Source organism: Streptomyces albireticuli, from assembly GCF_021228125.1.
GTDB lineage: Bacteria > Actinomycetota > Actinomycetes > Streptomycetales > Streptomycetaceae > Streptomyces > Streptomyces albireticuli.
Genome location: NZ_JAJQQS010000014.1, coordinates 100,005 through 123,421 on the forward strand (window position 1 = coordinate 100,005; position 23,417 = coordinate 123,421).

The window sequence follows — 23,417 nt, forward strand, 5'->3', positions numbered from 1 at the left end:
TCACCGACGTCCCCCGGGGCACCACATCGGCGGTGCCCCGGGGGCTTTCCGCGTCCGGGAGGCCGCGTACCGGGGGCTTCCGCGTGCCGGGGGGCTACGTACCGGAGTGCGGCGACGGTTCCGTGCGCGCGGCCGGGTCCAGGGTCCAGCTGGCGAGCAGCCGCAGGGACTCGGCGGACGGGGAGCCGGGCTCGGCGTGATAGGTGATCAGCTGCTGACCGGAGTCGGCGGGCAGCACCAGGGACTCGCAGGAGAGGGTCAGCGGACCCACCACAGGGTGGTGCAGCCGCTTGATCCCGAAGCACTTGTCCCGCACGTCGTGGGCGGCCCACAGGCTCCGGAACTCCTCGCTCTTGACCGACAGCTCCCCCACCAGCGCGCACAGCCCCGGATCGTCGGGGTAGCAGCCGGCCTCCAGGCGCAGCAGGGCGACGATGTCGGCCGCCTTGCGCTCCCACTCCACGTACAGGTCGCGGGTGCCGGGGTCGAGGAAGAGCTGCCAGGCCATGTTGCGCTGCGGGGCGGGGACGGCGGAGAAGTCGCCGAGGAGCGCGCACGCCATGCGGTTCCAGCCGATGATGTCGAGCCGCCGCCCCATGACGTAGGCCGGGACGCCCTCCATGGCGTCGATGAGGTGCTGCACGGCCGGGCGGACGCGCTGCGGGCGGCTGGGTGCCCGGCGGGTCCGGGTGACCGGGCGGGCCAGGTGCGTCAGGTGGTCCCGCTCGGCCCGGTCGAGCCGCAGGGCGCCCGCGATGGCGTCGAGCACCCCGGCCGAGACGTTCCGCCCCCTGCCCTGCTCCAGGCGCGTGTAGTAGGTGACGCTGACGCCGGCCAGCTGTGCCAGCTCTTCCCGCCGGAGTCCCGGCACCCGCCGCCGGCCGCCGTGCGGCGTCAGACCGACGTCCTCGGGGCTGAGCCGGGCTCGGCGGGAGCGGAGGAACTCGCTCAGTTCGGTGCGCTGGTCCATGACCCCAGTATGCGGGGCGTTTCCGCAGGCCAGGGTGGTACTGCCAGGGATAGTCACGGCAAGAGCAGGCACGCCCAGACCAGTCTCGGCCGGGTCCTGGCTAGCCTCGCCGGACGCCCGCATCCTTGATCCCATGACCCACACCACTGTCCCCGCCTACGCCGCACCGTCCCCCAAGGCCCCGCTGGAGCGGATCACCGTTCCGCGCCGTGAGCCGGGTGAGCACGACGTCCTCATCGAGATCAAGTACGCCGGCATCTGCCACTCCGACCTGCACACCGTGCGCGGTGAGTGGGGCGACGACGGCGTCTTCCCCCTCGTCCCGGGCCATGAGATCGCGGGTGTGGTGGCCGCGGTCGGCTCCGGTGTGACCCGCTACGCGGTGGGCGACCGCGTCGGCGTCGGCTGCTTCGTCGACTCCTGCCGCACCTGCGAGAACTGCCTGGCCGGCCTCCAGCAGTACTGCACCGGCGAGCTCGGCAGCGTCGGCACCTACGGGGCCACCGGCCGCGACGGCCAGGTCACCCACGGCGGCTACTCCACGCACATCGTCGTCGACGAGAACTACGTCCTGCGCATACCCGGGAGCATCCCGCTGGACGCGGCGGCCCCGCTGCTGTGCGCGGGCATCACGCTGTACTCGCCGCTCGCCCACTGGAAGGCGGGCCCGGGCAAGAAGGTCGCCGTCGTGGGCCTGGGCGGCCTCGGCCACATGGGAGTGAAGATCGCGCACGCCATGGGCGCCGAGGTGACGGTGCTCAGCCAGTCCCTGCGCAAGAAGGACGACGGCCTGCGGCTGGGCGCGACCCACTTCCACGCGACGTCCGACCCGGCCACCTTCGAGGCCCTGGCCGGCACCTTCGACCTGATCGTCAACACCGTCTCCGCCGATGTCGACCTGGGCGCCTACCTCGGGCTGCTGAAGACGGACGGCACGCTGGTCCAGGTCGGCGCCCCGGAGCAGCCGCTGCCGGTCGCCCCGTTCGCGCTGATCACCCAGCGCCGGTCGTTCGCCGGCTCGATGATCGGCGGCATCCCGGAGACCCAGGAGATGCTGGACTTCTGCGGTGAGCACGGGCTCGGCGCCGACATCGAGCTGATCCGCGCCGACCAGATCAACGAGGCGTACGAGCGGGTGCTGGCCAGCGACGTGCGGTACCGCTTCGTCATCGACGCCGCGACGATCTGATCCGTTCCCCCGTTCCGTCACCCGTTCCGCACCGCGAACACCACGAGTGACGGGAACACCGGGACGCCGGGAAACATGGCGGGCTCCGGCCCGCTCCCGGCCGCTCCCGCGCGACTCCACACGCGGGGGGCGTGCCGCGGGCGGGCCTCGCGCGGTCGCCGGTGCCCGGTGCCAGACTGGGAACCGGCCCGGGACACCGCACGCCGCGCCCGCGGGAACGGCCCCGGCGAGGACCGTCGAAGGAGCACTCCACCATGCTCAGCACAGACTTCGTGACCGGCGCGCCCACCTGGCTCGACCTCGGCAGCCCCGACACGGCGGCCTCCGCCGGGTTCTACGGCGCGGTGTTCGGCTGGGACCTCCGGTCCGCCGGACCGGACGCGGGCGGTTACGGCTTCTTCCAGCGGGACGGCAGGACCGTGGCGGCGCTCGGCCCGCTCACGGAGGAGGGCGCGAGCCCGGCCTGGACGGTGTATTTCCGGACGCCCGACGCCGATGCCACGGCCAAGGCCGTGGAGAAGGGCGGCGGCAGGGTCCGGGTGGAGCCGTTCGACGTGATGGACGCCGGGCGGATGTCCTGTCTCACCGACCCGGGCGGTGCCGAGTTCGCCGTCTGGCAGCCCGGCGCGGTCCAGGGGCTGGAGAGGACCACCGAGACCCACAGCCTGTGCTGGGCCGAGCTGCACTCCGCCGACCCCGAGGCCGCCTTCGCCTTCTACCGCTCGCTGTTCGGGTGGCGGAGCCAGGAGATGGAGATCCCCGGGATGACCTACCGCGTCCTGTCCACGGCCGAGGGCGACCCGCAGGAGGCCTCGTTCGGCGGCCTCGCCCCGACCCGGGGGGACGAGGAGGAGTCGCGCTGGATCCCGTACTTCACCGTGGAGGACGCCGACGCGATCGTCACCGCCGCCCAGGAGCACGGGGGGACGGTGCTGATGCCCGCCGCCGACGTACCGGAAGTCGGCCGGATCGCCTGGCTCGCCGACCAGTTCGGCGCCCCGTTCGCCGTCATCAAGCCCGCCCCGTCGACGGCCTGACGGGAGCCCCGCCGGCGACCTGACGACAGCCCGGGTGCGCGGCCCCCGGCCCCCGCGGGAGGCCGCGCGTCTCCCCCGTCCTCAGCTCTCCTGGGGAGCCTCCGGAGCCGCCTCGGCCTCGGCCACCGCCGGCTCGCCCTCCTCCTCGGCCTCCTCCTCGGTGGGCTCCTCGGCCTGCGCGGCCACCACCTGGAGGACGGCGGCGTCCTCGTCGACAGCCAGCGAGCAGCCGCGCGGCAGCTCGATGTCCCCGGCCCGGATGGTGTGCCCGGCCTCCAGCCCCTCGACGGACACGGTGAAGCCCTCCGGGATGTGGGTGGCCTCGGCCTCCACCGGCAGGGCGTTGAGGATGTGCTCCAGGAGGTTGCCGCCGGGGGCCAGCTCGCCCTCGGTGTGGACGGGCACTTCGACGGTGACCTTCTCGCCCTTCTTCACCGCCAGGAAGTCGACATGGACGAGGAAGCCGCGGAGCGCCTCTCTCTGGACCGCCTTGGGGATGACGAGCTCGCCCTTGCCCTCGATGTCCAGCTTGATCAGCACGTTCGGGGTCTTGAGCGCCATCATCAGCGCGTGCCCGTCGAGGGACACGTGCTTGGGGTCCGCGCCGTGGCCGTAGATGACGGCCGGGACCTTGTTGGCGCGGCGGATGCGACGGGCATAGCCCTTGCCGAATTCGGTGCGCGGCTCGGCGGTCAGCTTTACCTCGGCCATGACGGCACTCCTCGTGTCCAGATGTAGCTGTCTGTAAGGGCGCCGGGAGTTTATCCAGCTTGCGGGGGGTATGCGCCGACGCTGCTCCATCCGGCCCAACAACCGCCCCGAAGGTGCGCACGGGGCGCCGCGCGGGTGTTGAGCGGCCGCAGGACGCGGGCGTCGGGTATCGAGGCCGCGCAGTGCTCGCAGACGTCGGCGAGCCGCCACAGCCGCCCCGTGTCGGTGTGCAGGATCACCTGGCGGACGGCCTCGCCCCGGCAGCCGGGGACGGTCCACGCGTGCCAGGCGCAGCCCTCCTTCCCGCAGCGGCAGCCGCTGCCCGGCGGCGGGGGCCCGGCCGCGTGGCCGTGGACGGCGAGGTGGCCGGCCGCCGCCGTGCGGGCCGCGGTGGGCGTGGGCAGGGGTACGGGGTCGGGCCGGCATCCGGGCACGGAGCACCGGAGCGTCATGGTCGTCCGGTCCGGGTCCCGGTCCGTGGTGATGTGCACCGTCCAGAGCCGGCCGACGGCCGGTTCGGCGTGGTTCGCCACAACTCGCTCCCGAGGTCGTGTGTTTCCGTTCGGTTCCGGTGGTGTCACCGTGATGCGCGGCGACAGGTTCCAGGGTGCGGTGGCCGGGCCCGCCGTGACATCCCCGGGCGCGGGGATTGTCCGGAGGGCGGCGTCCTCCCCCGGCCGGACGTGTTCCCGTCCCCCGGCCGGCGGACGGCCGGGGCGGCGGCGGCCGTGGGAGCGGGCGGGCGGCGCCGGGGGCCGGGCGGAGGGCACCCGGGGCCGGGCGGAGGGCTTCCCGCCGTATACGCGTTCGCCCGCCGGGAGGGGCGGGATCGGGCAGACTTTGCGGGCACCGTGCAGACACCGTCGCGAGGACGAGGGGAAGTCCATGAGCGGAATGCGAAGATTCAGCCGTCGAGGGCTCTTACGGGCGGGCCTGGGAGCCGGCGGGGCGGCACTGGCGACGCGGCTGGCACCGGGGCTCCCGGGCCCGTACCACCTGCTGGACAGCCCGGCCTGGGCGGCGGCGCCGGACGCCCGGGCGGCCTTTCCCGAGTGGAGCCGCTTCGCCCGGCTGGCCGACGGCACCTTCGACGAGGACGCCGATCCGCAGCTCGACATGAAGCCGGTCATCACGGCGCTCAAGGCCCAGAACGTCAATGTGATCGAGGTCGACACGATCCTCTCGCACTGGCTGACCGAGGCGGAGTTCACCGAACACCTGGGGAAGATCAAGAGCTTTGTGGAGCTGGCGCACGCCGCCGGGATCCGTGTGGTGATGTACTACCCGTCGCTCGAAGTGATCAGCATCGGCGGCGAGAAGGGCAAGTCGTTCTACAAGGACGGCGACGGGAAGTCCTGGGTGCAGCGCTCCCTGGACGGCAAGCCGAACGTCTTCTACGGCAGCCTGGTGGTCTGGGTGGACCCGGGCGACGAGAGCTGCTGGGTCAGCCCCGACTCCCCCTGGCGGGACTTCTACCTGGGCCGGATCAAGGCGCTGGCGCGGACCGGTCTGGACGCCGTGTGGCCGGATGTGCCGATCTACTTCGACGGTGCGCTGAGCTGGTGCGACGGCTCCACCTGGGCGGCCGACGCCTTCCGGGCCGACACCGGGCTGGCGATGCCCGCGAAGGACGACTTCACCAGCCTGCCCTTCCGCCGCTACGTCGAGTGGCGGCACGCCAACCTCAACCAGTGGCAGCTCGACATCGCCGCCGCCGGCCGGTCGGTCAACCCGGACCTGGTGACGTTCATCGAGACGGTCAGCATGGACTACCAGTACGCCACCTCGATCGGTCTGGACGGCGCGTACCTGCGCAAGGCCGAGGGCGTGAGCCACGTCTGGGAGGTGGACATCCTCGGCAACTACGACGGGATGCGCCACGCGACGGCCACCGACTGGACCTGCCTGATCTCGATGTACAAATACGCGCGGGCGGCCAGCGGCACCAAGCCGGCGTGGGCGTTCTCCTACGGCTGGAAGGCCGACGACGCCTCGCTGGTGATGGCCGAACTGCTGGCCGCGGGCTGCAATCCGTACGAGGTCAAGAGCCCGTTCAAGGACGTGACGACCGACAAGACGATGCGCACCAGGATGTACGCCTTCGTCGCCGCCAATCAGGAGAAGCTGTACAACGCCGCCTCGTCGGCCGAGGTCGGCGTCTACCACTCCTCGGCGTCGCGGGACTTCGTCAGCCATTCGATCGGCAGCGGCATGTACGCCAACGCCAAGCCGCCGACCGGGATCAAGGCCGGCGACTGGTGGAGCTCGGGCAGCGCGGAGGAGAGCTGCACCACCCAGGCGTGGCTGGGTGAGTTCCGCGGCACGGTCAAGGCCCTGGTGTACGCGCACGTCCCGTTCACCACCGTGACCAGCCCCGGACTCACGGCCGACGACCTGGCCCGCTACCGGGTGCTGATGCTGCCGAACCTCCAGGCGGTGTCGGACGAGGAGGCCGAGGTGCTGCGCGGCTTCGTCTCCGGCGGGGGCACGGTCGTGATCACCGGCCCGGCGCCGACGGGCCTGGACCGGTTCGGTTCCGCCCGCGCCGAGTACGCGCTGGCGGACGTGCTCGGCTTCCGTAAGGCGGACCCGCTGCCCGCGACCAAGGAGAATCGATACGGCGGAGGCGTCTGCCACTACGTCCGGAACCTGATCGGCAAGAGCTATCTGGCCTCGACGGACCAGCCGAGCGCCGATCAGCTCCTCGCGCCGGTCCGGGCGGCAGTCACCCCCGCGGTGACACTGACGGGCGACCGGAGGATCCATCTGGAGGTGAGCACCCTCGGCGACGACACCGTCGTCCAGCTGGTCAACTTCACCCACTGCCAGGACACCCCGACCGCCTTCCGCACCACTCCGGCCGCCTGTACGGTCTCGGTCGCCGTCCCCGCGGGCAAGCGGGTGCTGGCCGCCACGGTCAGCACACCGGACGCGGCCTCCCCGGCCCCGCAGCCGGTCACCTGGCGGGCCGCCGGCTCCACGGCCGCGGTCGACCTGACGGTGGCGCAGTACTCCCTGCTGACCGTCACCACCGGCTGACGCGCGCGGCCCTCACCGCGTGACCGCCCCGGGGGCGGGGATCCGCCACAGCGCCGTCGGCCGGTCCTCGTCCCCCGGGTGCGCCTCGAAGGCGATCCACCGGCCGTCCGGTGACCAGCTGGGCGCGCCGTCGTAGCCGCCGGGGTTCCGGGTCACCCTGACCGGGGCCCCGCCGGCCGCGGGGATCACGAAGATCTGGGGCACCTCCAGGCCCCCGGCGGTGGAGGAGAAGACCACCGACCGGCCGTCGGGCGACCAGCTCGGGTCGGTGTGCTCGCCGGATCCGTCGGTGAGCCTGCGCAGACCGGTGCCGTCCGCGTTCATCACGTACAGCGCCCAGCTGTCGCCGCCCCGCTCCCGCCGCTGGAAGACCAGCCGGTCCCCCTTCGGCGACCAGTTGGGCTGGCGGTTGTCCGTCCCGGTGGCGGGCCCGTCCAGCAGTCGCGTGGCCCCGCTGCCGTCGCGCCGCACCTTCCACAGGGAGCCGAGCGCGGCCCGCGACGGCCGGCGCTCCTCGTTCCCCGTCTCCTCCTCCACGCTCTCCTGGAAGACGATCCACTCACCGTCGGGCGAGAAGCTGGGCTCCAGGTACCCCGATTCTCCCCGGTGTTCGGTGACCCGCACGGGCCGCCCGCCGCCCGGGGGCAGCACCCACACCTCGTCGCGCCCGGCCCGGTCCGAGGCGAAGGCGACCCCGGCGGAGGGGTGCCAGCTGGCACCCGGGAGGTTCACGGCGGCCCGGTCCGGCTCGTCGAGCAGTGTGTCGGCCCGCGGCCCCTGCGGGGAGGCGGCGCGGCCGTCGAACGGGACCATGCGGAGGGCGGCGGCGCCCTCGTTGTAACCGCCGTGGAAGAGGGTGAACAGCATCCGGCGCCCGTCGGGCGAGAACGCGGGATTCTGCGCACTGGCCCGCCCCTCCCCCCGGTAGACGAGCCGGGCCCCGTCGGAGCGCGGACCGTCGGCACGGGTGCCGGTGGGGGCGGGCGGCTCGGGACCGGACTCCTGGGACGTACCGCACGCGGCGAGGAGGAGGGCGGCGAGGGTGACGGCGGGGACGAGCGGTCTGCTGCGCACGTGTTGACGATAGGGGGTGGAGGGAAGTCACGGGGCCCGTAACGGCGTTCGGGCCCACGCGACCGCCGTTCGTCCGGTACGGGATCGCCCTCTGTCTCGCCGAGGGGGCGGGCGCGGGGGCGTGTCAGGACAGGCCCAGCCGCCCCAGATAGTCCATGAGCCCGCCGGGCCGGTCGCCCGCCCACCCCACGTACCCGTCCGGGCGCACCAGGAACAGCCCCCGCGCCGCGTACGCGCGGCACACGTCGCCGGACTCCGCCGGCACCCGGTGCGTCACCACCAGGGACGACGCGACGAGCGGCAGTTCCACCTGGCCGAACGCCAGCAGCGTGAAGTGGGGGCCGCGGAAGAGGTCGAACAGCCGGCCGTCGCCGCAGGGGCCGTCGGGGGCGCGGTCGCCCGCCCGCAGGGCGTCCTCGGGCAGGCCCTGGCGGGTCTCGGCGGCGAGCGGTCCGCCGCGGTAGCCCACGGCCAGCTGGCGGGTGACGGTGCCGCGCCGCCGGGCCGGGATGCGGTCCGTGAGCCGGGCGGAGCGGTGCAGCCGTGTGCTGACGGCGAGGGCCTCGGCCGCGACCGGCCGCCGCTCGTGCTCGTACGTGTCGAGGAGGGCGGGGTCCGCGCCGTGCCGCAGGACGAGGCCGAGCTTCCAGCCGAGGTTGTACGCGTCCTGCACACCGGTGTTGAGGCCCTGGCCGCCCACCGGCGAGTGGACGTGCGCGGCGTCGCCCGCGAGGAAGACGCGGCCGGACCGGTAGGAGTCGGCGAGCGCGGCCTCGACACGGAAGTGCGAGGCCCACAGGACCTCGCGGACGTCGTGCGCGGCCAGGTGCGTCCGCTCGGCGATCAGGCGGCGCACGCCCGCCTCGGAGATGTCGGGGCGGGCGTCCTCGTCGTCGAAGTGGGCCTGGAGCTGGAAGGAGTCGGTGCAGGCGAGCGGGCACAGGGCGAGGCCGCCGCCCTTCGGCTCGGGCCAGACGTGCCAGCGGTCGCGGCCGAGGCCGTCGACCCGGACGTCGGCGACGATCGCGGGGCGGGCGTCGACCGTCTCGCCGGTCCGGCCGATGCCGAGGGCGGCGCGCACGGTGCTGCGGCCGCCGTCCGCGCCGACCACGTAGGCGGCGCGCCCGATCCACTCCCTGCCGTCCGGGCCGTGCGCGAGCCGGACCTCCACGCAGCCGTCCCGCCGGGTCAGCCCGGTCAGGGTGACCCCGAAGGCCACGTCCCCGCCGAGCTGCCGCAGCCGGGTGTGCAGGATCTCCTGCGTGCGCCACTGGGGCACGGCCCACACCTCGGGGTAGGGCACGTCCGGCGTGGGGGCGTAGCGCTGGAACATGTCCCAGTCGCCGCGCGGCTCGCCGTTCTCCCAGCGCCGCATGGTGGGGTGGGGGCCGCCGACGGCCCGGACGGTCTCGATGACGCCGAGGTCGTCGAACACCTCCTGGGTGCGCGGCTGGATGCCCTTGCCGCGCGAACCGGGGAAGAGCCTGCCGCCCTGCTCGACGAGCAGGGCGCGCACGCCGCGCCGGGCCAGGTCGCAGGCGAGGGTCAGGCCGGTCGGGCCCGCCCCGGCCACGATCACCTCGAAGCCGCTGCCGTCCGTTTCGTAGCCGACGTCCATGTCCAGGCCCCCGCCCTGTTCGCCGTGCAACCCGAGATTTCCGGTTGGGCGGAGTATGCCGCACCCGTACGTCGCGTATCAGCTCATCACTCGTAACCCACCCGATGGGGGACACGGGATCCCTGGGGACGCCCGCGGACCAGCCGCTCGGGCGGGCCGGCCCCGGCCGGCGCCCGCTGCCGGAATCATCCGTTCCATGAGTTCGCCAAGGCCCAGCGTGCCGGATTGCCGAGGCGCCGCGGGACGCTGACCATAGGGGCGCGGGTGACGCTGCGTCAGCAGGATGCGCACGCCCGCTGGGAGAGCTGATGAGGGATCTGTCCACGGCGAAGTGGAGCCATGTCACCCGGGGCGTCACCGCGCCGGGCCGGTGCCGGCTCGGCGGGCTCGCCGCACCGCCCCGGCCGGGTGACCTGGTGGTGGCGGGCGTGAACCGGGTGGGTGGCGGCGGCCGGCTGGAGGACGCGTACGGCAGACCGGTCCGGCTGCGCGTCGGCGATCTGGTCGTGGGCGCCTGCGGCAACCGCTACGCGACGGATTCGTACGAGGGCTACCACCGCCCGGGCCCCCAGGCGCACCTGCTGACCTCCGGGGGCGTGATCGGCACCGCCGTCTCCTGGCACACCGGCTGCACGGCGCCGACGGAGCTGACGATCCTGGGCGCGCTGACCGGCGCGGACGACCGGCCGCTGTCCCTCGACCGGTTCGCCCGTCCCGCGCCTCCGCCGCCCGCCGTTCCGCCGCGCGCCCTGGCGGTCGTCGGATCCTCGATGAACGCCGGCAAGACCACCACCGCGGCCGGCCTGCTGACCGGCTGGGCCCGCGCGGGGCTGGTGCCCGGTGCCGCGAAGGTCACCGGGACCGGCAGCGGCAAGGACCGCTGGGCGTACCTGGACGCGGGGGCCCGGCACGTGACCGACTTCCTGGACTTCGGGATGCCGTCGACCTTCGGCTATCCCGTGGAACGGCTTCTCACGGCGATGACGGCGATGCGGGACGCGCTGGTCCACGACGGCGCCGACGCGGTCGTCCTGGAGCTCGCGGACGGGCTGCTCCAGGAGGAGACCCGCAGGCTCACGGCCGCGCTGCCGGAGGTCTGCGACGGCGTCGTGCTCGCCGTGGGCGACGCGCTGGCCGCGCGCGCGGGCGTCGACCTGCTGTCGGCGCGCGGGGTACGGGTGCTGGCCGTGAGCGGGCTGGTGACGGCCGGTCCGCTCGCGGCGCGGGAGGCCGCCGCGGCCACCGGGCTGCCGGTGCTGTCGCCCGCCCGGCTGGCCGACGGGGCCGCGGTGGACCTCCTCGCCGGCCCCCTGGCCACGGCCGCGGCGGGCGGCAGGTGATCCGGGTCGGGGCCTACCACGAGGACGGCACGCCCGGCCCGGGCACCCTGGCCGAGGTGGAGCTGGACGCGGAGGTGACCGGGCCCGCCGAGCTGTGGTCGCCGGAGGTGACCGTGCGCGACGAGCGCGGCGGCACGTTCTTCGACGACTCCGGCGGTACGGACCTGGCCGCCGAACCGGCGGCGGGCGGGGGCCCGCTGGCGGAGGCAGGGGCCGAGCGGCGGGCGCGCGCCTTCGGCGTCGGCAACACCGCCTACCGGGCGCAGCGGCTGCTGCGGTCGGCCGCGCGGCTGCTGGGCCGGCCGCTGCCGCACCTGACCGTACGGATCGGCGCGCACGACACGCCCGTCCGCTGGGGCGGCGGGCACTACCGGCTGCCCGGTGAGACGGAACCGGCCGAGCCGTACCGGATCTCGTGGGCGGGCGAGGTCCACCTCGGCGGTGGCGACAGCTATCTTCCGGGGCCGTCGGGCGGTTCGTACTTCCACGCGCCGGCGCATGACGCCGCGGTCGTCTGCCATGAGGTGGGGCACCACATCTGCCGTCACACCGCCGACTTCAAGGTCAACAGGCTGCGGCCGCCGGACGGGCAGCACAGCGGGAAGAACGCGCTGGACGAGGGCACCGCGGACTTCCTGACAGCGACGCAGCTGGGCACCCCGGACATCCACGGCTGGCACCGCGGGCACGTACCGCCGTGGGACCAGCGCCGGCGCGGCCTCGACCGGTGCTGGACCATGGCCCATCTGCGGCCCGGGCGAGGCGGGCAGGCGCACGCCAACGGCACCGTCTGGGCGTCGGCCCTGTGGTCGGCGCACCGGGCCGTGCTGGAGGGCGGCGGCGAGAGCGACCGGTTCGTCGGCATGCTGCTGCGCGGGCTGGTGCGCCTCGGCTCGGGTATGGGAGCGGAGGCGGCCGGGCAGGTCACGGCCGCCGCGCTGGCCGCCGAGCGGAAGCGGCGCAACCAGTTCTCGTCGCTGCTGCGGGAGATGACCGAGGCGGACCCCGCGCTCGCCCCGGTGGTACTGGCGGCCATGGCGCGGCACGGTATCCATCCGGAAGGGAGCAACCGGGCGCTGCGGGAACGGGCCGTGGCCGCCGCCCTGCCCGAGGTCGCGCCGCTGCCCGGATGAGCGGAGGGCTCCGCGATCGGGGGCGCCCGTCTCGCGGATCCGCGAGACGGGCGCGGCCGTCGCCCTCTCGAAGTGCGACCCGAACAGGTGTGGTCGCCGGTGACGGGGTGAACGAGGCGGGTGTGACAAGGCCGTCGGCACCCTCCCGACAGACCTCCGGTAGCGATGTGTAACCACTCGGACACCCTGGGTAGGCTTGCGGGGCGCCGCGCCGCTGACGACCCGCCCTGCTCACTCGTTCGAGGAGGATCGCTGTGTCACCCGACCGGATCGTCGCACCACCGCCCGAGATCTTCACCCCGGCCTTCTTCCAGGACGCCCACCCCGTGCTCGACGCGCTGCGCGCCCAGGCGCCGGCCACTCTGGTCACGGGCGTGAGCGGCAGCCGCCTGTGGCTCGTCCCGCGCTACGAGGCGGCCCGTACGCTGCTGGCCTCACCCCATGTCCGCAAGGACGAGTGGAAGCGGCCCGACCGCCGCGAGCGACATACCGGGCGCTCGGAACGGCGGCGCGAGACGAGCGCCCGGATCCGGGCCAACATGATCGGCGCGGACGCGCCGGATCCCCAGCGCCTGCGCCACAGCACCCAGCAGGCGCTCAGCAGAGGCCCGGTGGAGGCGATGCGCCGGCGCGTCGAGGTCTTCGCGGACGACACGCTCGGCGCCCTCCGCGGCTCCGGGCCCGTGGAGTTCCGCGCGCGGATCGCCTATCCCTTCGCCATCGCCGTGATCGGCGAGCTGCTCGGCCTGCGCGACGACGAACAGGCGGCGTTCCCGGCCTGGTTCGAGCCCCTGATGTGCCGCCGGAGCTCGCCGGGCGACCAGAAGTCCTCCCAGTTCATCGCCGACTTCGGCGAACGGCTGGTGGAGCGGGGCCGCGCCCAGCCGGTCCGGGGCCTGCTGTCCACGCTGGGGTCGCGGCGCGCGGGCCGGCGGGCACTGAGCCGCCACGAGCTCGCCTCGGCCGCGTTCCTCCTGCTCATCGCGGGCGTGGAGACGGCCAACGCCCTCACCAACGGTGTGTACGCCCTCCTGCGCCACCCCGATCAGTACGACGCGCTGCTCGCGGACCGCGGCCTGCTGCGGGGCGCGGTCGAGGAATGCCTGCGCTACGAGGGCCCGTTCCGGGCGGTCGGCCCGCGCCACACCGCCGAACCGGTGGATCTGGGCGAGGGCGTCACCATCCCGGCCGGGGAGTTCCTGCTGATCTCCGTGGGCGCGGCCAACCGCGACCCGCGCCGCTTCCCCGACCCGCACCGCTTCGACATCACCCGCACCGACCACCAGCACCTGGCCATGGGCCACGGCACGCACCGCTGCATCGGATCGCTGCTCGCGTACGCGCAGATGGAGGTCCTCTTCGGGCGGATGCTGGACCGCTTCCCCAGGATGCGGCTGGCGGTGCCGGCGGAGAAGGTGCGGCGGCAGCAGAGCATGACGATGAACTGGCTGGAGGACCTGCCCGTTCTGCTGCGCTGAGGAAACGGTGCTCCCGGCCGGGAACGCACCGCCCGGGACAGCGGCGGCGCCCGGTCACGGTTCCGTACGGCCCGGTCGCCGCGGCCGTACGGAACCCTTCGGACGCCGTCAGGGCGACGGCGTCACGAGTCCTGGCACCGCGGTCCGACGTCCGTGCACTGACCGCTCGTCCAGTCGGTGTCACAGCACATCACCGGTTCGAGCGTCCGTTCGTCCGTCTCCGGCAGCTCTTGCAGCTCCAGAACCTCGCTCTCCATGGTCCTCACCTCCTTTCAGGGTGTCGGAAGTACGCCCGGCGGTGTCGAGCAGCCAGGGCCGGTCGCCGCCGTGGGCGAGACGCAGGAGGAAGTCCAGGGCGCCCGCGAGACCCACGTGGTAACTCGCGTGGACCTCGCGGAGGGTCTCGTCCGGGACCAGCAGCCGGCCGTCGCGCCGGGCCGCCCGCAGATACAGGCAGTCGGCGGCCTCGGCCGCCCACGCGCGATAGCGCTCCCGGCCCGTCGCGCCGGCCAGGTCGAGCAGCAGGTGGGCGTTGCCCGCGACGCCGTGGCAGGTGCCGGGGCCGAGCCGCCAGCGGTCCCGGTGGACGGCGACGGCGGCGCGTTCGGCGTACTCGCGGAAGGCCGGCTCACCGGTCGCCCGCCACAGCCGGACCAGGAGCGTGCCGATGCCGGACGCGCCGTGGCACCAGAAGTCGAGACCCATGCGCTCGGTCCGGCCCGGCCCCTTGGGCCAGCGCGCCGCGTCCCCCTCCCGCTCGGCCACGGCGCACAGGGCGTGACCGCCGGCCGCCGCGATGTCGACGAGCTCGGGCCGTCCGAGGTCGCGGCCCACGGCGAGCAGGAAAGCGGCGTGACCGGCGACGCCGTGCCCGAAGCCGTACGAGGCGGAGCCCGCGAGTTCGGCGCGGTGGCCGGGGCCCAGCGGCCAGTCCACGCCGCGGACGCCGGGCCGGGTGGTGAGGCGCAGCACCCGGTCGGCGCACTCCGACGCGCGGTCGGCGAAGCGCGGGTCGCCCGTGGTGCGCCACAGGCGGAGCTGGGCGAGACCGGCCCCGGCCAGGCCGTGGCAGATGTCGGGGTCGTGCCAGTCGAGGGGGATCCGCAGGGCGTACTCCCGGGCGCGCCCGGCCAGCGCGCGGTCGCCGAGCGTGCGGGCGGCGTCGTGGAGCGCCCAAACGGCCCCGGAGCGCCCGAAGTAGAGGCCGGGCAGGATCCGGCTGGGCAGGGTGAGCCGCTCGTCCAGCCAGTGGGCGGCGGTCCGCAGCACGGGCGCCGCCTCGGGGTACGCGCCGGAGCGTACCGCCCGGTCGAGCACGGCCAGCACGCCGGCCGCGCCCAGTTGGACGTTGCAGGGGTCGCCGTACGGGAGGGAGCGGGGCGGCGGCCACAGGTATTCGCCGGAGGGGGTGAGGGTCGCGGCGAGGTGGGCGAGGCCGTCGTGGAGCAGACGGTGGAGCCGGTGGGAGGGGAAGGCGGGACCGCGGAGGGTGTCGTGGGCGGGTGGCGCCTCCGCGCCTGCGTCGCCTGCGTCCGGTTCGGCCCTCAGGAAAGCCGCCGCCTTCTCCAGTGGCCAGCGGGCCGGGCCGTCCGCGGTGAGGCCGAGGACGAGGGGCGCGAGCGTGCGCAGGGCGGGACAGTCCCGCGCGGCGGCCTCGACGAGCGCGGCGAGCCGTTCGCCGGCCGGGCGGCCGGGGGGCGTGTCCGCGGCGAGGACCGGATTGATGCCGGAGGTGGCGTGGAGAAGGGTGGCTCCGAGGCTGAAGCAGTCGGCTTCGGGGCCGGGCGCGGGAGGTGGGGGACCGCTGTCGCGGCCGGGGGCGCGGAGGGGTGGTTCGGGCACGGGTGGGACGCCGGGGCGGCCGGCCGCCGTGATGCCGCCGAGGTCCTCGGACACGGCCGCACCGGCCGGATGCTCCGGCGCCGCACCGGCGTCGGGATCCCCGGGCACGACGACGTCCTGAAGGTGTTCCGGCGCCGTGAAGCCCGGGGTGCCCGCCGCGTGTGCCCGTCCGCCGAAGCGGACCGCGCATTCCAGGTCGACGAGTACGGGCGCGTCGTCGGGGGTCATCATCACGTTGCCCGGTTTGAGGTCGCGCACCACGAAGCCCGCCGCGTGCACCTCGCCGAGGAGGCGGGCGAGGTCGCGGGCCAGCCGCCGGGCCACGGGCACCGGCAGCCGGCCGCCGTGGCGGGCCGCCCGCCCGGCGGCCCAGGCGTGCAGGGGCGCGCCGTCGATCAGCTCCTCCACCAGGAAGACGTGCCCGGCCGACTCGAACACCCCGTGGACGGCCGGGGTGACGCCGAGCGGCGCGAGCCGGGCCATGACGTCCGCCTCGTGGCGCAGCGCGTCCCGGGCGTCGCCGCCCCGGCCCGCGGCGATGTGCGGGCGCGCCTCCTTGAGCAGGACGTCGGTGGCGGTCAGCCGGTCGTGCGCCCGGTAGACGCCGCCGCGGTTGGAGTGCCGTACCGCCTCGCGGACGAGGTAGCGGCCGGCGAGGAGCACGGGGTCGCCGCGGCGCCGGGAAGGGGACGGGCGTACGGGCGGGGGGAAGGGCGGGGGCGCCCAGGCGGGCGGCGAGAACCAGGGGTTGCGCTCGTCGGTGACGTACGTCCCGTCCGGGGCTCTCAGCCGGCCCGCGTAGAAGCCCTCGTCGTCGAGTTCGCGCGGCCGGGCGAAGCAGCCGTAGCGGTAGTGGACGAGGCTGTCCGGCCGGTAGCGCCGGTCGGAGAGGATGGCGGGGCCGGTGAGGCCCAGGGTGGCGCGGTGGAGGGTGGCGGCGAGCGCGCGCAGGGTGTCGTCGTCATCGGGGTAGGCGGTGAGGAACTTCCCCGACTGGGCGCGTGGGGCGCGTACGGAGGTGAGTTCGGCGAGGACCCGGGGTGAGACGGCGAACTTGAACGCGCAGGCGTGGGCCACGAGGACGGGGACGGCGCGCTCCAGCACGTGAGGGGCGGAGTCGGGCGTCGCGGAGAGGTGGAGCTTCCAGCCCTGCTGCCGGCGCTCGTGGTGCGGCGGGGTGACCGCGCACCAGGTGTCACCGACCCGGAGCGTCCATGGCGGCTCCTCACCCTCGATGCTCCGCTGAGCGATCGACCGATAACTCGTTGCCACCGTTGCAGCATGGCACCGCCGCGCACCGGGCGGGAGGGCTGGTGTCGGACAGCCGCCGCCGTGGGGGCGTCCTCACGAACTACGAGGGCTGACGCCGCGTCCGGTGTGTGCGGAGGCGAACGAGATCCAGCGCACGTCCGGGGGAGACGTGTTCCACCCGGAGGCGACGGCGCGTCGCCCGCGCCGGTGCCGCAGCCCTCCACCGCCGCCTTCTCCAGGTGGTACCCCTCCGCGCGGTGAACCCGCTCCGGCAGTTCAGGTGGAGGAACCGCTGCTGGTAGAGGCCGTGCCGGGAGGCCGCGTCATTGGTCTCGACGGCGATGCCGGTGCCGATGAGCACCTTGCTGCGGGTGGCCCTGATCCGGCCGTGTTCCTTGATCTCCGCCGGTTGGGCGGCCTTCTCCCGGTTCTGGAAGGCGGCCATGTCGTGGACGGTGTCGAGCCGGACCAGACCGTGGGCGCGGTGGGCGCCGCCGGGCTCGCCGCAGATGCCGCGCTCGCGGACGCCCCATGCCTTGTGGTCGCCCTCGACGGCGGGGAGGCAGTCGATGGAGCGGATGGCCACGGTCTCGGGGTCGGTGGTGAAGCGCGAGCAGTCGACGCTGTGCTCGACGAGCTTCCTGAGGCCGGCGAGGCTGCCGGCGGAGGGCAGGCGAGGCTCGCGCCCGGCGCGCGGTCGGCCTTGGGCCGCGCCGACTCGCCGCGCTCGCCCTCGCACGCCGTGAGGGTGGCGAGCGCCGTAAGTACCGGCGCCCGGGCCACCGGTCGGCGGTTGTCAGTCCCACCTGCCACCATGATCATCATGTTGCAGGTTTGCCTGAACGGCTCCCGAAACCGGGTCGACCACCCGGCCCTCCCCGTCACGGCCGCCGAGCTCGCCACCGCGGCGCGCGCCGCGGTGGCCGCCGGCGCGGAGGACATCCATCTGCACCCCCGGTCGCCCGACGGCGCCGTGACCCTCGACCCCGGCGCCGTCGCCGAAGCGCTGACGGCCGTACGCGCCGCGGTGCCCGGCGTGCCCGTAGGGGTCACCACCTCCGCCCGGTCCGCGCCCGACGCCCGGCGGCGGGCCGAGCTGGTGCGCGCCTGGACGGTCCTGCCCGACCACGCGTCGGTCGACTGGCACGCGGACGGCGCCGATCTGGTGGCCCGCGCCCTGTGGGAGCGGGGCGTCGGCACCGAGGCCGTCATCCGCTCCGGCACGGACGCCGTGGACCGCTTCCGGACCTCCCTCTTCGCCGGCCGGGTGCCGCGCGTCCGGGCCGTGGTCGCCGACACCGAGCCGCTGACGGCCCTCGCGTCGGCCACCGCCCTGCTGCGCGCGCTCCGGCCGGGCCTCAAGGCGCCCGTGCTGCTGCACGGCGAGGACGGCGGCGCCTGGCCGGTGCTGCGCAGGGCGACCGCTCTCGGGCTCGCGCGGCGGATCGGCATGGAGGACGTCACACGCACGCCGGACGGCCGCCCCGCCCCGGACAACGCCGCGCTCGTCCGGGCCGCGCTCGCCGTTCCCGGTGCGACCAGGACCTACCCGCGGGCCGCCCGGCCGCCGGCGTGGTCCGCGCCGCAGGCCACGCGCTTCGCCTGGGACGCCGGACGGAAGTGCGGCGTGTAGCCGGAAGCCATCGGTTGGAATCCTGGATTCACCTTGTCCCCAAGGGTTGGGGACGCGAAACGGGCTGCCTTACGATGGGGGCCATGACGACATCGCGCCCCTGTTCGATCGCCGACGCGCTCGGCGTGGTCGGCGAGAAGTACTCCCTGCTGGTGCTGCGCGAAGTCTTCTTCGGCGTCCGGCGCTTCGACGCCATCGCGCGGAACACCGGAGCCCCCCGCGACATCCTCGCCTCCCGGCTGCGCCGCCTGGTGGAGGCGGGCGTGCTGGAGAAGGTGCCGTACAACGAACGCCCGGCGCGCTTCGAGTACTGCCCGACGCCCTCCGGGTACGACCTGCGGCCGGTCCTCCTCATGCTGATGCGCTGGGGCGACCGTCATCTCGCGGAGCTGGCGCCGACCGTCTTCGAGCACTCCTGCGGCTCCGACCTCGACCCCGCCGTCGTCTGCCGGTGCTGCGGCGAGGAGATCGACAGCGCCTCCATCACGCCCCGCTTCCAGGTGCCGGGCTGGACGGTCGAGGGCGCGGCCTGAGCCCCTCCCCCTGCCACCGCCCGACACCCCGTCACCAGCCGCCGCCACGGCCACTCCGGCCCCGCCGCCCGGTGCGAACGGCGCGGAAGACGGGCCTCCCGGCCGGGGCCGACCGGCCGGATCTCCCCTAGACTTGAGGCATTCCGTGCGCCAGGTCATCCGGGGGCTGTCGTGAGCGTGTTCGCCGAGGCGATGCGGCAGCGGGTACGTGACGCGCGGGCCGCGCTGGCCCTGGCGCGCGCGGAGGGTGACGCCTACGGCACGGCCGTGGCGGCGGACGAGCTGGACGACGCCCTGCGGACGGCGCACCGGCACGGCGTGGACCCCGACGCCCCGGATCCTCCCGACGGCGAGGAGCCTCCGGCCGGGCGCGCGTAGCCCCGCGCGGCCGCTCAGAGGTCGTTGCCCGCGTAGGAGAGATTGAAGCTCTTGTTGGCCAGCGGGAAGTCGGGCACGATCGTGTCCGCCAGCGCCACCGGCAGGGCGGGCCAGTTGAAGAACGACGGATCGGCCACCTTCACCCGGGTCAGCCGCCCGTCGACGCCCAGCTCCACCCGGGTGGTGAGGGTGCCGCGCCACCCCTCCACGATGCCGGAGCCCGCCGTGGGGGCGTAGCAGGGCAGCGGGTCCACGGCGTTCCGGCCGGGCGCGAGGCCGTCCGCGAGCAGGTCGACGAGACCGAGCGAGACGTCGATCTCCTCCGCCCGTACGAGAAAGCGGGCCAGTACGTCCCCGGTGGTGTGGACGGGCACGGTGAGGGCGTCGCCGAGGTCGTGGAAGGGGTGGCCGGCCCGGGCGTCGGCGGGGATTCCGCTGGCCCGCGCCACATAGCCCAGGCAGCCCAGGTCGCGGGCGGCGGGCGTGCCGAGCCTGGCCGTCCCGGTGAAGCGGTCGCGGACGGTCGTGTGGCCGAGGGCGAGGGTGACGAGGTCGCGGATCTCCCCGCCGAGCGCGCGCATACGGGCCGGGCCGGGCACCTCGCGCAGCTCCGCGCCGCCGAGGAGGACGCCACCGCGCAGCAGCCGGTGCCCGGTGACCTCGTGGTTGAGGCGCAGCAGCTGTTCGCGGACGTGCTGGGCCCGCGCGTGGAGGACGCCGTGGCCGACGTCGTTGCAGAGGGCGCCGAGGTCGGCCACGTGGTTGTGGAGGCGCTCGAGTTCGAGGAGCAGCGCGCGGGCGCGGCGGGCGTCCTCGGGCACCGGTGTGCCGGTGGCCTCCTCGACCGCCAGGCAGTAGGCGAGGGCGTGGCCGACGGCGGTGTCGCCGCTGACGCGCTCGGCGAGCGGCAGTCCCCGCTCCGGGGCGCGGCCCTCGAAGAGCTTCTCGACGCCCTTGTGGACGAACCACAGCCGCGCCTTGAGCTTGATGATCGTCTCGCCGACGACGGAGAAGCGGAAGTGCCCGGGTTCGATGAGCCCGGCGTGCACCGGTCCGACGGGGATCTCGTAGACGCCCTCGCCCTCGACCTCCAGGAAGGGGTACGGGCCTTCGGGTTCGGCGAAGGGCGGTGGCGGCCCGGCGTCGGGGTGCATCGGATACCAGCCGCGCGGCCAGTGGAAGTGGCGGACGAGGCGGTGCGGCAGCGGGTGGTCGAGGGGGACGATGCCGTGCAGGTCGCGCATCTCGCGCTCGAAGCGGCCCGCGGGGAAGGAGAGGTGGGCGAGGGTGGGGATCCCGGGGGCCTTGGCGTCCAGGCGGACGTGCAGTTCGGCGCGGGTGTCGGGCGGCCCGGAGACGAAGAGGTAGACCACCCGGACGGCGCGTCCGGCCGGGGTGCCGGCGCCGTCGTGGTGGGCGGCGACGAGCGCGAGCCGGTGGCCGGAGGCGAGCAGGTCGGCGGCCCTGCCGGGCAGTTCGCCGGGGTCGATGTCGTCGACGGTGCGGGTCCGCATGGTCAGCGGCCTCCCAGGAGCTCGCCGGCGGCGGTGAGCAGGCGGGTGAGCGGTCCGGCGGTGACGCCGAGCACCGCGCAGGCCAGCAGACCGGCGGCCAGCGGCAGGACGACGGCCGGGCCGAGGCGTACGGGCGTACCGGCGGGGTCTCCGTGCGGTGGCGGGGGCGGGGGTCCGAGCAGCATCCGGGCCGTGCGGGCGGCCAGGGCGGCGAACGCCATGAGCGTCAGGACCAGGGCGGCGGCCGCGTAGCCGCCCGCTCCGGCGGCGAAGGCGGCCCGGACGATGCCCAGTTCGGAGGCGAAGAGGCTGAACGGTGGCAGGCCCAGCAGGGCGAGGACGGCCAGGCCGAAGGCGGTGCCGAGGGCCGGGGCGCGGGCCAGCAGGCCCCGTACCCGTCCGACGCGGGTGGTGTGCAGCAGCCGCAGGACGTGGCCGGAGGCGCAGAAGGCCACGGCCTTGGCGAGGCCGTGGCCGGCCATGTGGAGCAGGGCGGCGGCGAGGGCGAGCGGGGTGCCGACGGCGGCGGCGAGCGCGATCAGGCTCATGTGCTCCATGCTCGAATAGGCGAGCATCCGCTTGTAGTCGCGCTGGCCGAGCAGGAGTGCCGTGGCGAGGGCGAGGGTGAGCAGGGCGCACCCGGCCAGCAGGCCGCGGGTGTAGCCCGGGCCGAGCGCCGCGTCCGCGACGGTCTTGTAGCGGAGGAGGCCGGCGAAGGCGACGGAGAGCAGGACGCCGGACATCAGGGCGGAGACGGGGGCGGGCGCCTGGCTGTGGGCGTCGGGCAGCCAGGCGTGCAGCGGGGCGAGGCCGGCCTTGGCGCCGAAGCCGAGGACGACGAGGCCGACGGCGAGGCGGGTGACGTCCGGGTCGAGGCGGTCGGCGTGGGCGGCGAGGACCGTCCAGTCCAGGGCGGCCGCCTCGGGGACGCCGGCCTGGCGGGCGGCGTAGTAGATCAGCACGGTGCCGAGGAGGGCCAGGGCGATGCCCGCGGAGCAGATGACCATGTACTTCCACGCCGCCTCGACGGAGGCGCGGGTCCGGCGGTGGCCGACGAGGAAGGCGGTGACGAGGGTGGTCGCCTCGACGGCCACCCACAGGACGCCGAGGTCGGCGGCCAGGACGGCGGCGCTCATGGCGGCGAGGAAGGCGTGCACGAGGAGGTGGTAGCGGCGGGCGGCGGGCGCGTCGGGGCGCTCGTGGGCGAGGTGCGCGGGGGTGGCGGCACAGGCGACGGTGGCGACGGCGCCGACGACGAGCAGCATCCACGCCGTCAGGGCGTCCGCCCTCAGCAGCCGCCCGCAGGCGGTCAGGGGCGCCGCCCCGGGGAGCTCCGCGGCGAGGACGGCTCCGCAGGCCAGGATCGCGAGCGGCGAGGCGAGGCCGAGCCAGGGGACGAGGGACGGGCGGCGGGGGGCGTCCTCCGCCGTACCGCCGGTGCGGGGGCCGGGGTCCGGCGCCGGGTCGTCGGCGGTGGGGGCGGGCGGGCCTGACGCCGGGTCGGTGGGTGGCGGTACGGGCGCGTCGGCGGCGTCGCGGCCGGTGCGAGGGGTCCCGCTGCGACCGCGCGCGCCGGGACTCCCGCCCGCTCCGTCAGCGTGGAGGGGGCGGCTCCGATCGCCCGCGCGAGCGAGCCCGTCCTCCCCTGCCGGGAGCCCGCCTCCACCGCGCGCGCCGGGGTCCCCGCCCGCGCCGACCGCGCGCGGGGGCCCTTTCTTCCCCGCGGCCGGAGCGCCGCCCCCGCCCTCGGCCCCTTCCCCCGGTGCCGCGGTGAGCAGCGCCCCTCCCCCGCCCGCCGTACGGCCGGGCGCGGGTGCGGGTGCCGGGGCGGCGGCCCGGGGCGCCGGCGGGCGGGGGCCATGGACACGGTCCGGGCGGAGGGCGGTACGTGGCCGCGCGCCCGCGACGGCGTGGGCGGCGCAGGCCGCCAGGGGTACCGCGACGGGAGCGGTCAGCAGGAGTGCGGTGGTGGCGTGCGTCATCGGTCGCGGAGCTCCCGCAGGTCGTCGATGCCGGTGCCGCCGAAGGCGGCCCGCATCCGGGTGGTGAGGATCCCCAGGACGAGGACGGCGAGCAGGACGTCGAAGGAGACGCCGAGTTCGACGATCGGCGGCACCCCGGAGGCGGCCAGGAAGGCCGTGGCCGTGATGCCGTTGTCCAGGAGCAGGAAGCCGACGATCTGGGCCAGGGCGCGGCGCCGGGTGACCAGGGTGAAGAAGCCGATCAGGACGACGGCGAGGGCGACCGGCAGGGCCCGGGTGACGGGGGTGGGGTCGAGGGCGACGAGGGGCCGGGCGACGGCGTAGGCGAGGAAGGTGAGGAGCGCGGCGCTCAGCAGGGAGGCCGCGACGTTGACGAGGGGGCGGGTCTCGCGCGCCTCGCTGACGTCCTCCTGGTAGCGGCCGTCGCCGCCGGGGGCACCCGCGGCGAGGGCGCGCCGCATCAGGTGCGGCAGGGCGCCGGCGCGCAGCAGGCCGATCCCGGCGGCGACGGCGAGGAGCTCCCCGCGTCCCTCGCGCAGTCCGAGCAGGGCGGCGACGGCGGCCAGGGCCACGCCCTGGAGCGCGAAGGCCCGGACGATCGAGGTCAGCTGGCGCAGCCACAGGACCGCCACGGCGGCGAGGAGGAACGCGCCGCAGGCCAGGTCGAGGAGTTCGGTGAAGACGCCGTCGTTCAT

General features: G+C 75.1%; 19 protein-coding genes. 9 read left to right on the forward strand and 10 right to left on the reverse strand.

Features of this window, described 5'->3' with window-relative positions; genetic code table 11:
• Positions 1-94: 94 nt before the first annotated feature.
• The gene (locus LUZ64_RS24325) at positions 95-970 is read right to left on the reverse strand and encodes a helix-turn-helix transcriptional regulator (RefSeq protein ID WP_095583937.1); all 876 of its coding nucleotides are present in this window, start codon (positions 968-970) and stop codon (positions 95-97) included.
• Positions 971-1,103: 133 nt separating this feature from the next.
• On the opposite strand from LUZ64_RS24325, the gene LUZ64_RS24330 reads away from it, so the two are divergent.
• Positions 1,104-2,159 carry an NAD(P)-dependent alcohol dehydrogenase gene (locus tag LUZ64_RS24330; RefSeq protein WP_095583936.1) on the forward strand — a complete coding sequence of 352 codons (1,056 nt, stop codon included), beginning with the start codon at positions 1,104-1,106 and terminating at the stop codon, positions 2,157-2,159.
• Positions 2,160-2,413: 254 nt separating this feature from the next.
• Entirely contained in the window at positions 2,414-3,196 is a 783-nt protein-coding gene (locus LUZ64_RS24335; RefSeq protein ID WP_095583935.1) for a VOC family protein, read from the forward strand.
• Positions 3,197-3,277: 81 nt separating this feature from the next.
• Here LUZ64_RS24335 and LUZ64_RS24340 read toward each other — a convergent pair whose 3' ends face one another.
• Positions 3,278-3,907, reverse strand: a complete 630-nt coding sequence (locus LUZ64_RS24340; RefSeq protein WP_095583934.1) for a 50S ribosomal protein L25/general stress protein Ctc — start codon at positions 3,905-3,907, stop codon at positions 3,278-3,280.
• A 50-nt stretch (positions 3,908-3,957) separates the two neighbouring features.
• Positions 3,958-4,440: a hypothetical protein gene (locus tag LUZ64_RS24345; RefSeq protein ID WP_095583933.1), complete on the reverse strand. Its 483-nt coding sequence runs from the start codon at positions 4,438-4,440 to the stop codon at positions 3,958-3,960.
• A gap of 352 nt (positions 4,441-4,792) precedes the next feature.
• Between LUZ64_RS24345 and LUZ64_RS24350 the strand changes: the two genes are divergently transcribed.
• Positions 4,793-6,946, forward strand: a complete 2,154-nt coding sequence (locus LUZ64_RS24350) for a type 1 glutamine amidotransferase family protein (RefSeq protein WP_232398739.1) — start codon at positions 4,793-4,795, stop codon at positions 6,944-6,946.
• Between the two features lie 12 nt (positions 6,947-6,958).
• On the opposite strand, the gene LUZ64_RS24355 is transcribed toward LUZ64_RS24350, so the two are convergent.
• Together LUZ64_RS24355 and LUZ64_RS24360 are read right to left on the reverse strand one after the other, a co-directional pair.
• The gene (locus LUZ64_RS24355) at positions 6,959-8,020 is read right to left on the reverse strand and encodes a TolB family protein (RefSeq protein WP_095581832.1); all 1,062 of its coding nucleotides are present in this window, start codon (positions 8,018-8,020) and stop codon (positions 6,959-6,961) included.
• 124 nt (positions 8,021-8,144) lie between these two features.
• Positions 8,145-9,638 (reverse strand): FAD-dependent monooxygenase, encoded by a 1,494-nt coding sequence (locus LUZ64_RS24360; RefSeq protein ID WP_095581838.1) that lies wholly within the window; start codon positions 9,636-9,638, stop codon positions 8,145-8,147.
• Positions 9,639-9,946: 308 nt separating this feature from the next.
• On the opposite strand from LUZ64_RS24360, the gene LUZ64_RS24365 reads away from it, so the two are divergent.
• The 3 genes from LUZ64_RS24365 to LUZ64_RS37575 all read left to right on the forward strand — a co-directional run bounded on the left by LUZ64_RS24365 (position 9,947) and on the right by LUZ64_RS37575 (position 13,589).
• Positions 9,947-10,978 carry a DUF1611 domain-containing protein gene (locus LUZ64_RS24365; RefSeq protein ID WP_095581833.1) on the forward strand — a complete coding sequence of 344 codons (1,032 nt, stop codon included), beginning with the start codon at positions 9,947-9,949 and terminating at the stop codon, positions 10,976-10,978.
• Positions 10,975-12,111 (forward strand): hypothetical protein, encoded by a 1,137-nt coding sequence (locus tag LUZ64_RS24370; protein ID WP_095581834.1) that lies wholly within the window; start codon positions 10,975-10,977, stop codon positions 12,109-12,111. The genes LUZ64_RS24365 and LUZ64_RS24370 overlap by 4 nt, the downstream gene beginning before the upstream one ends.
• 254 nt (positions 12,112-12,365) lie before the next feature.
• Positions 12,366-13,589 carry a cytochrome P450 gene (locus tag LUZ64_RS37575; protein WP_095581835.1) on the forward strand — a complete coding sequence of 408 codons (1,224 nt, stop codon included), beginning with the start codon at positions 12,366-12,368 and terminating at the stop codon, positions 13,587-13,589.
• 180 nt (positions 13,590-13,769) lie between these two features.
• On the opposite strand, the gene LUZ64_RS24380 is transcribed toward LUZ64_RS37575, so the two are convergent.
• Positions 13,770-16,703 carry a class III lanthionine synthetase LanKC N-terminal domain-containing protein gene (locus LUZ64_RS24380; RefSeq protein WP_232398741.1) on the reverse strand — a complete coding sequence of 978 codons (2,934 nt, stop codon included), beginning with the start codon at positions 16,701-16,703 and terminating at the stop codon, positions 13,770-13,772.
• Positions 16,704-16,782: 79 nt separating this feature from the next.
• Positions 16,783-17,421 carry a hypothetical protein gene (locus LUZ64_RS24385; protein ID WP_095578953.1) on the reverse strand — a complete coding sequence of 213 codons (639 nt, stop codon included), beginning with the start codon at positions 17,419-17,421 and terminating at the stop codon, positions 16,783-16,785.
• An 84-nt stretch (positions 17,422-17,505) separates the two neighbouring features.
• Between LUZ64_RS24385 and LUZ64_RS24390 the strand changes: the two genes are divergently transcribed.
• From LUZ64_RS24390 to LUZ64_RS24400, 3 genes are all read left to right on the forward strand, one after another.
• Positions 17,506-18,315 (forward strand): 3-keto-5-aminohexanoate cleavage protein, encoded by an 810-nt coding sequence (locus tag LUZ64_RS24390; RefSeq protein ID WP_095578952.1) that lies wholly within the window; start codon positions 17,506-17,508, stop codon positions 18,313-18,315.
• Between the two features lie 74 nt (positions 18,316-18,389).
• Entirely contained in the window at positions 18,390-18,848 is a 459-nt protein-coding gene (locus tag LUZ64_RS24395; RefSeq protein WP_372478736.1) for a winged helix-turn-helix transcriptional regulator, read from the forward strand.
• Positions 18,849-19,019: 171 nt separating this feature from the next.
• A complete protein-coding gene (locus LUZ64_RS24400) occupies positions 19,020-19,226 on the forward strand; it encodes a hypothetical protein (RefSeq protein WP_095578951.1) in 207 nt (68 codons plus the stop codon).
• A gap of 14 nt (positions 19,227-19,240) precedes the next feature.
• Here LUZ64_RS24400 and LUZ64_RS24405 read toward each other — a convergent pair whose 3' ends face one another.
• From LUZ64_RS24405 to LUZ64_RS24415, 3 genes are read right to left on the reverse strand one after another with little or no spacing between them, the layout of a single operon-like run.
• Positions 19,241-20,740, reverse strand: a complete 1,500-nt coding sequence (locus tag LUZ64_RS24405) for a hydrogenase large subunit (protein WP_095578950.1) — start codon at positions 20,738-20,740, stop codon at positions 19,241-19,243.
• Between the two features lie 2 nt (positions 20,741-20,742).
• A complete protein-coding gene (locus LUZ64_RS24410) occupies positions 20,743-22,722 on the reverse strand; it encodes a proton-conducting transporter transmembrane domain-containing protein (protein WP_232398743.1) in 1,980 nt (659 codons plus the stop codon).
• Positions 22,719-23,417 carry a hypothetical protein gene (locus tag LUZ64_RS24415; protein ID WP_095585173.1) on the reverse strand — a complete coding sequence of 233 codons (699 nt, stop codon included), beginning with the start codon at positions 23,415-23,417 and terminating at the stop codon, positions 22,719-22,721. Before LUZ64_RS24415 ends, LUZ64_RS24410 begins: the two co-directional genes overlap by 4 nt.

Coding starts and splice junctions, on each gene's coding strand:
- LUZ64_RS24325 (WP_095583937.1), bottom strand. CDS start 970: ATGGACCAGCGCACCGAACTGAGCGAGTTCCTCCGCTCCCGCCGAGCC.
- LUZ64_RS24330 (WP_095583936.1), top strand. CDS start 1,104: ATGACCCACACCACTGTCCCCGCCTACGCCGCACCGTCCCCCAAGGCC.
- LUZ64_RS24335 (WP_095583935.1), top strand. CDS start 2,414: ATGCTCAGCACAGACTTCGTGACCGGCGCGCCCACCTGGCTCGACCTC.
- LUZ64_RS24340 (WP_095583934.1), bottom strand. CDS start 3,907: ATGGCCGAGGTAAAGCTGACCGCCGAGCCGCGCACCGAATTCGGCAAG.
- LUZ64_RS24350 (WP_232398739.1), top strand. CDS start 4,793: ATGAGCGGAATGCGAAGATTCAGCCGTCGAGGGCTCTTACGGGCGGGC.
- LUZ64_RS24360 (WP_095581838.1), bottom strand. CDS start 9,638: ATGGACGTCGGCTACGAAACGGACGGCAGCGGCTTCGAGGTGATCGTG.
- LUZ64_RS24365 (WP_095581833.1), top strand. CDS start 9,947: ATGAGGGATCTGTCCACGGCGAAGTGGAGCCATGTCACCCGGGGCGTC.
- LUZ64_RS24390 (WP_095578952.1), top strand. CDS start 17,506: ATGTTGCAGGTTTGCCTGAACGGCTCCCGAAACCGGGTCGACCACCCG.
- LUZ64_RS24395 (WP_372478736.1), top strand. CDS start 18,390: ATGGGGGCCATGACGACATCGCGCCCCTGTTCGATCGCCGACGCGCTC.
- LUZ64_RS24405 (WP_095578950.1), bottom strand. CDS start 20,740: ATGCGGACCCGCACCGTCGACGACATCGACCCCGGCGAACTGCCCGGC.
- LUZ64_RS24410 (WP_232398743.1), bottom strand. CDS start 22,722: ATGACGCACGCCACCACCGCACTCCTGCTGACCGCTCCCGTCGCGGTA.
- LUZ64_RS24415 (WP_095585173.1), bottom strand. CDS start 23,417: ATGAACGACGGCGTCTTCACCGAACTCCTCGACCTGGCCTGCGGCGCG.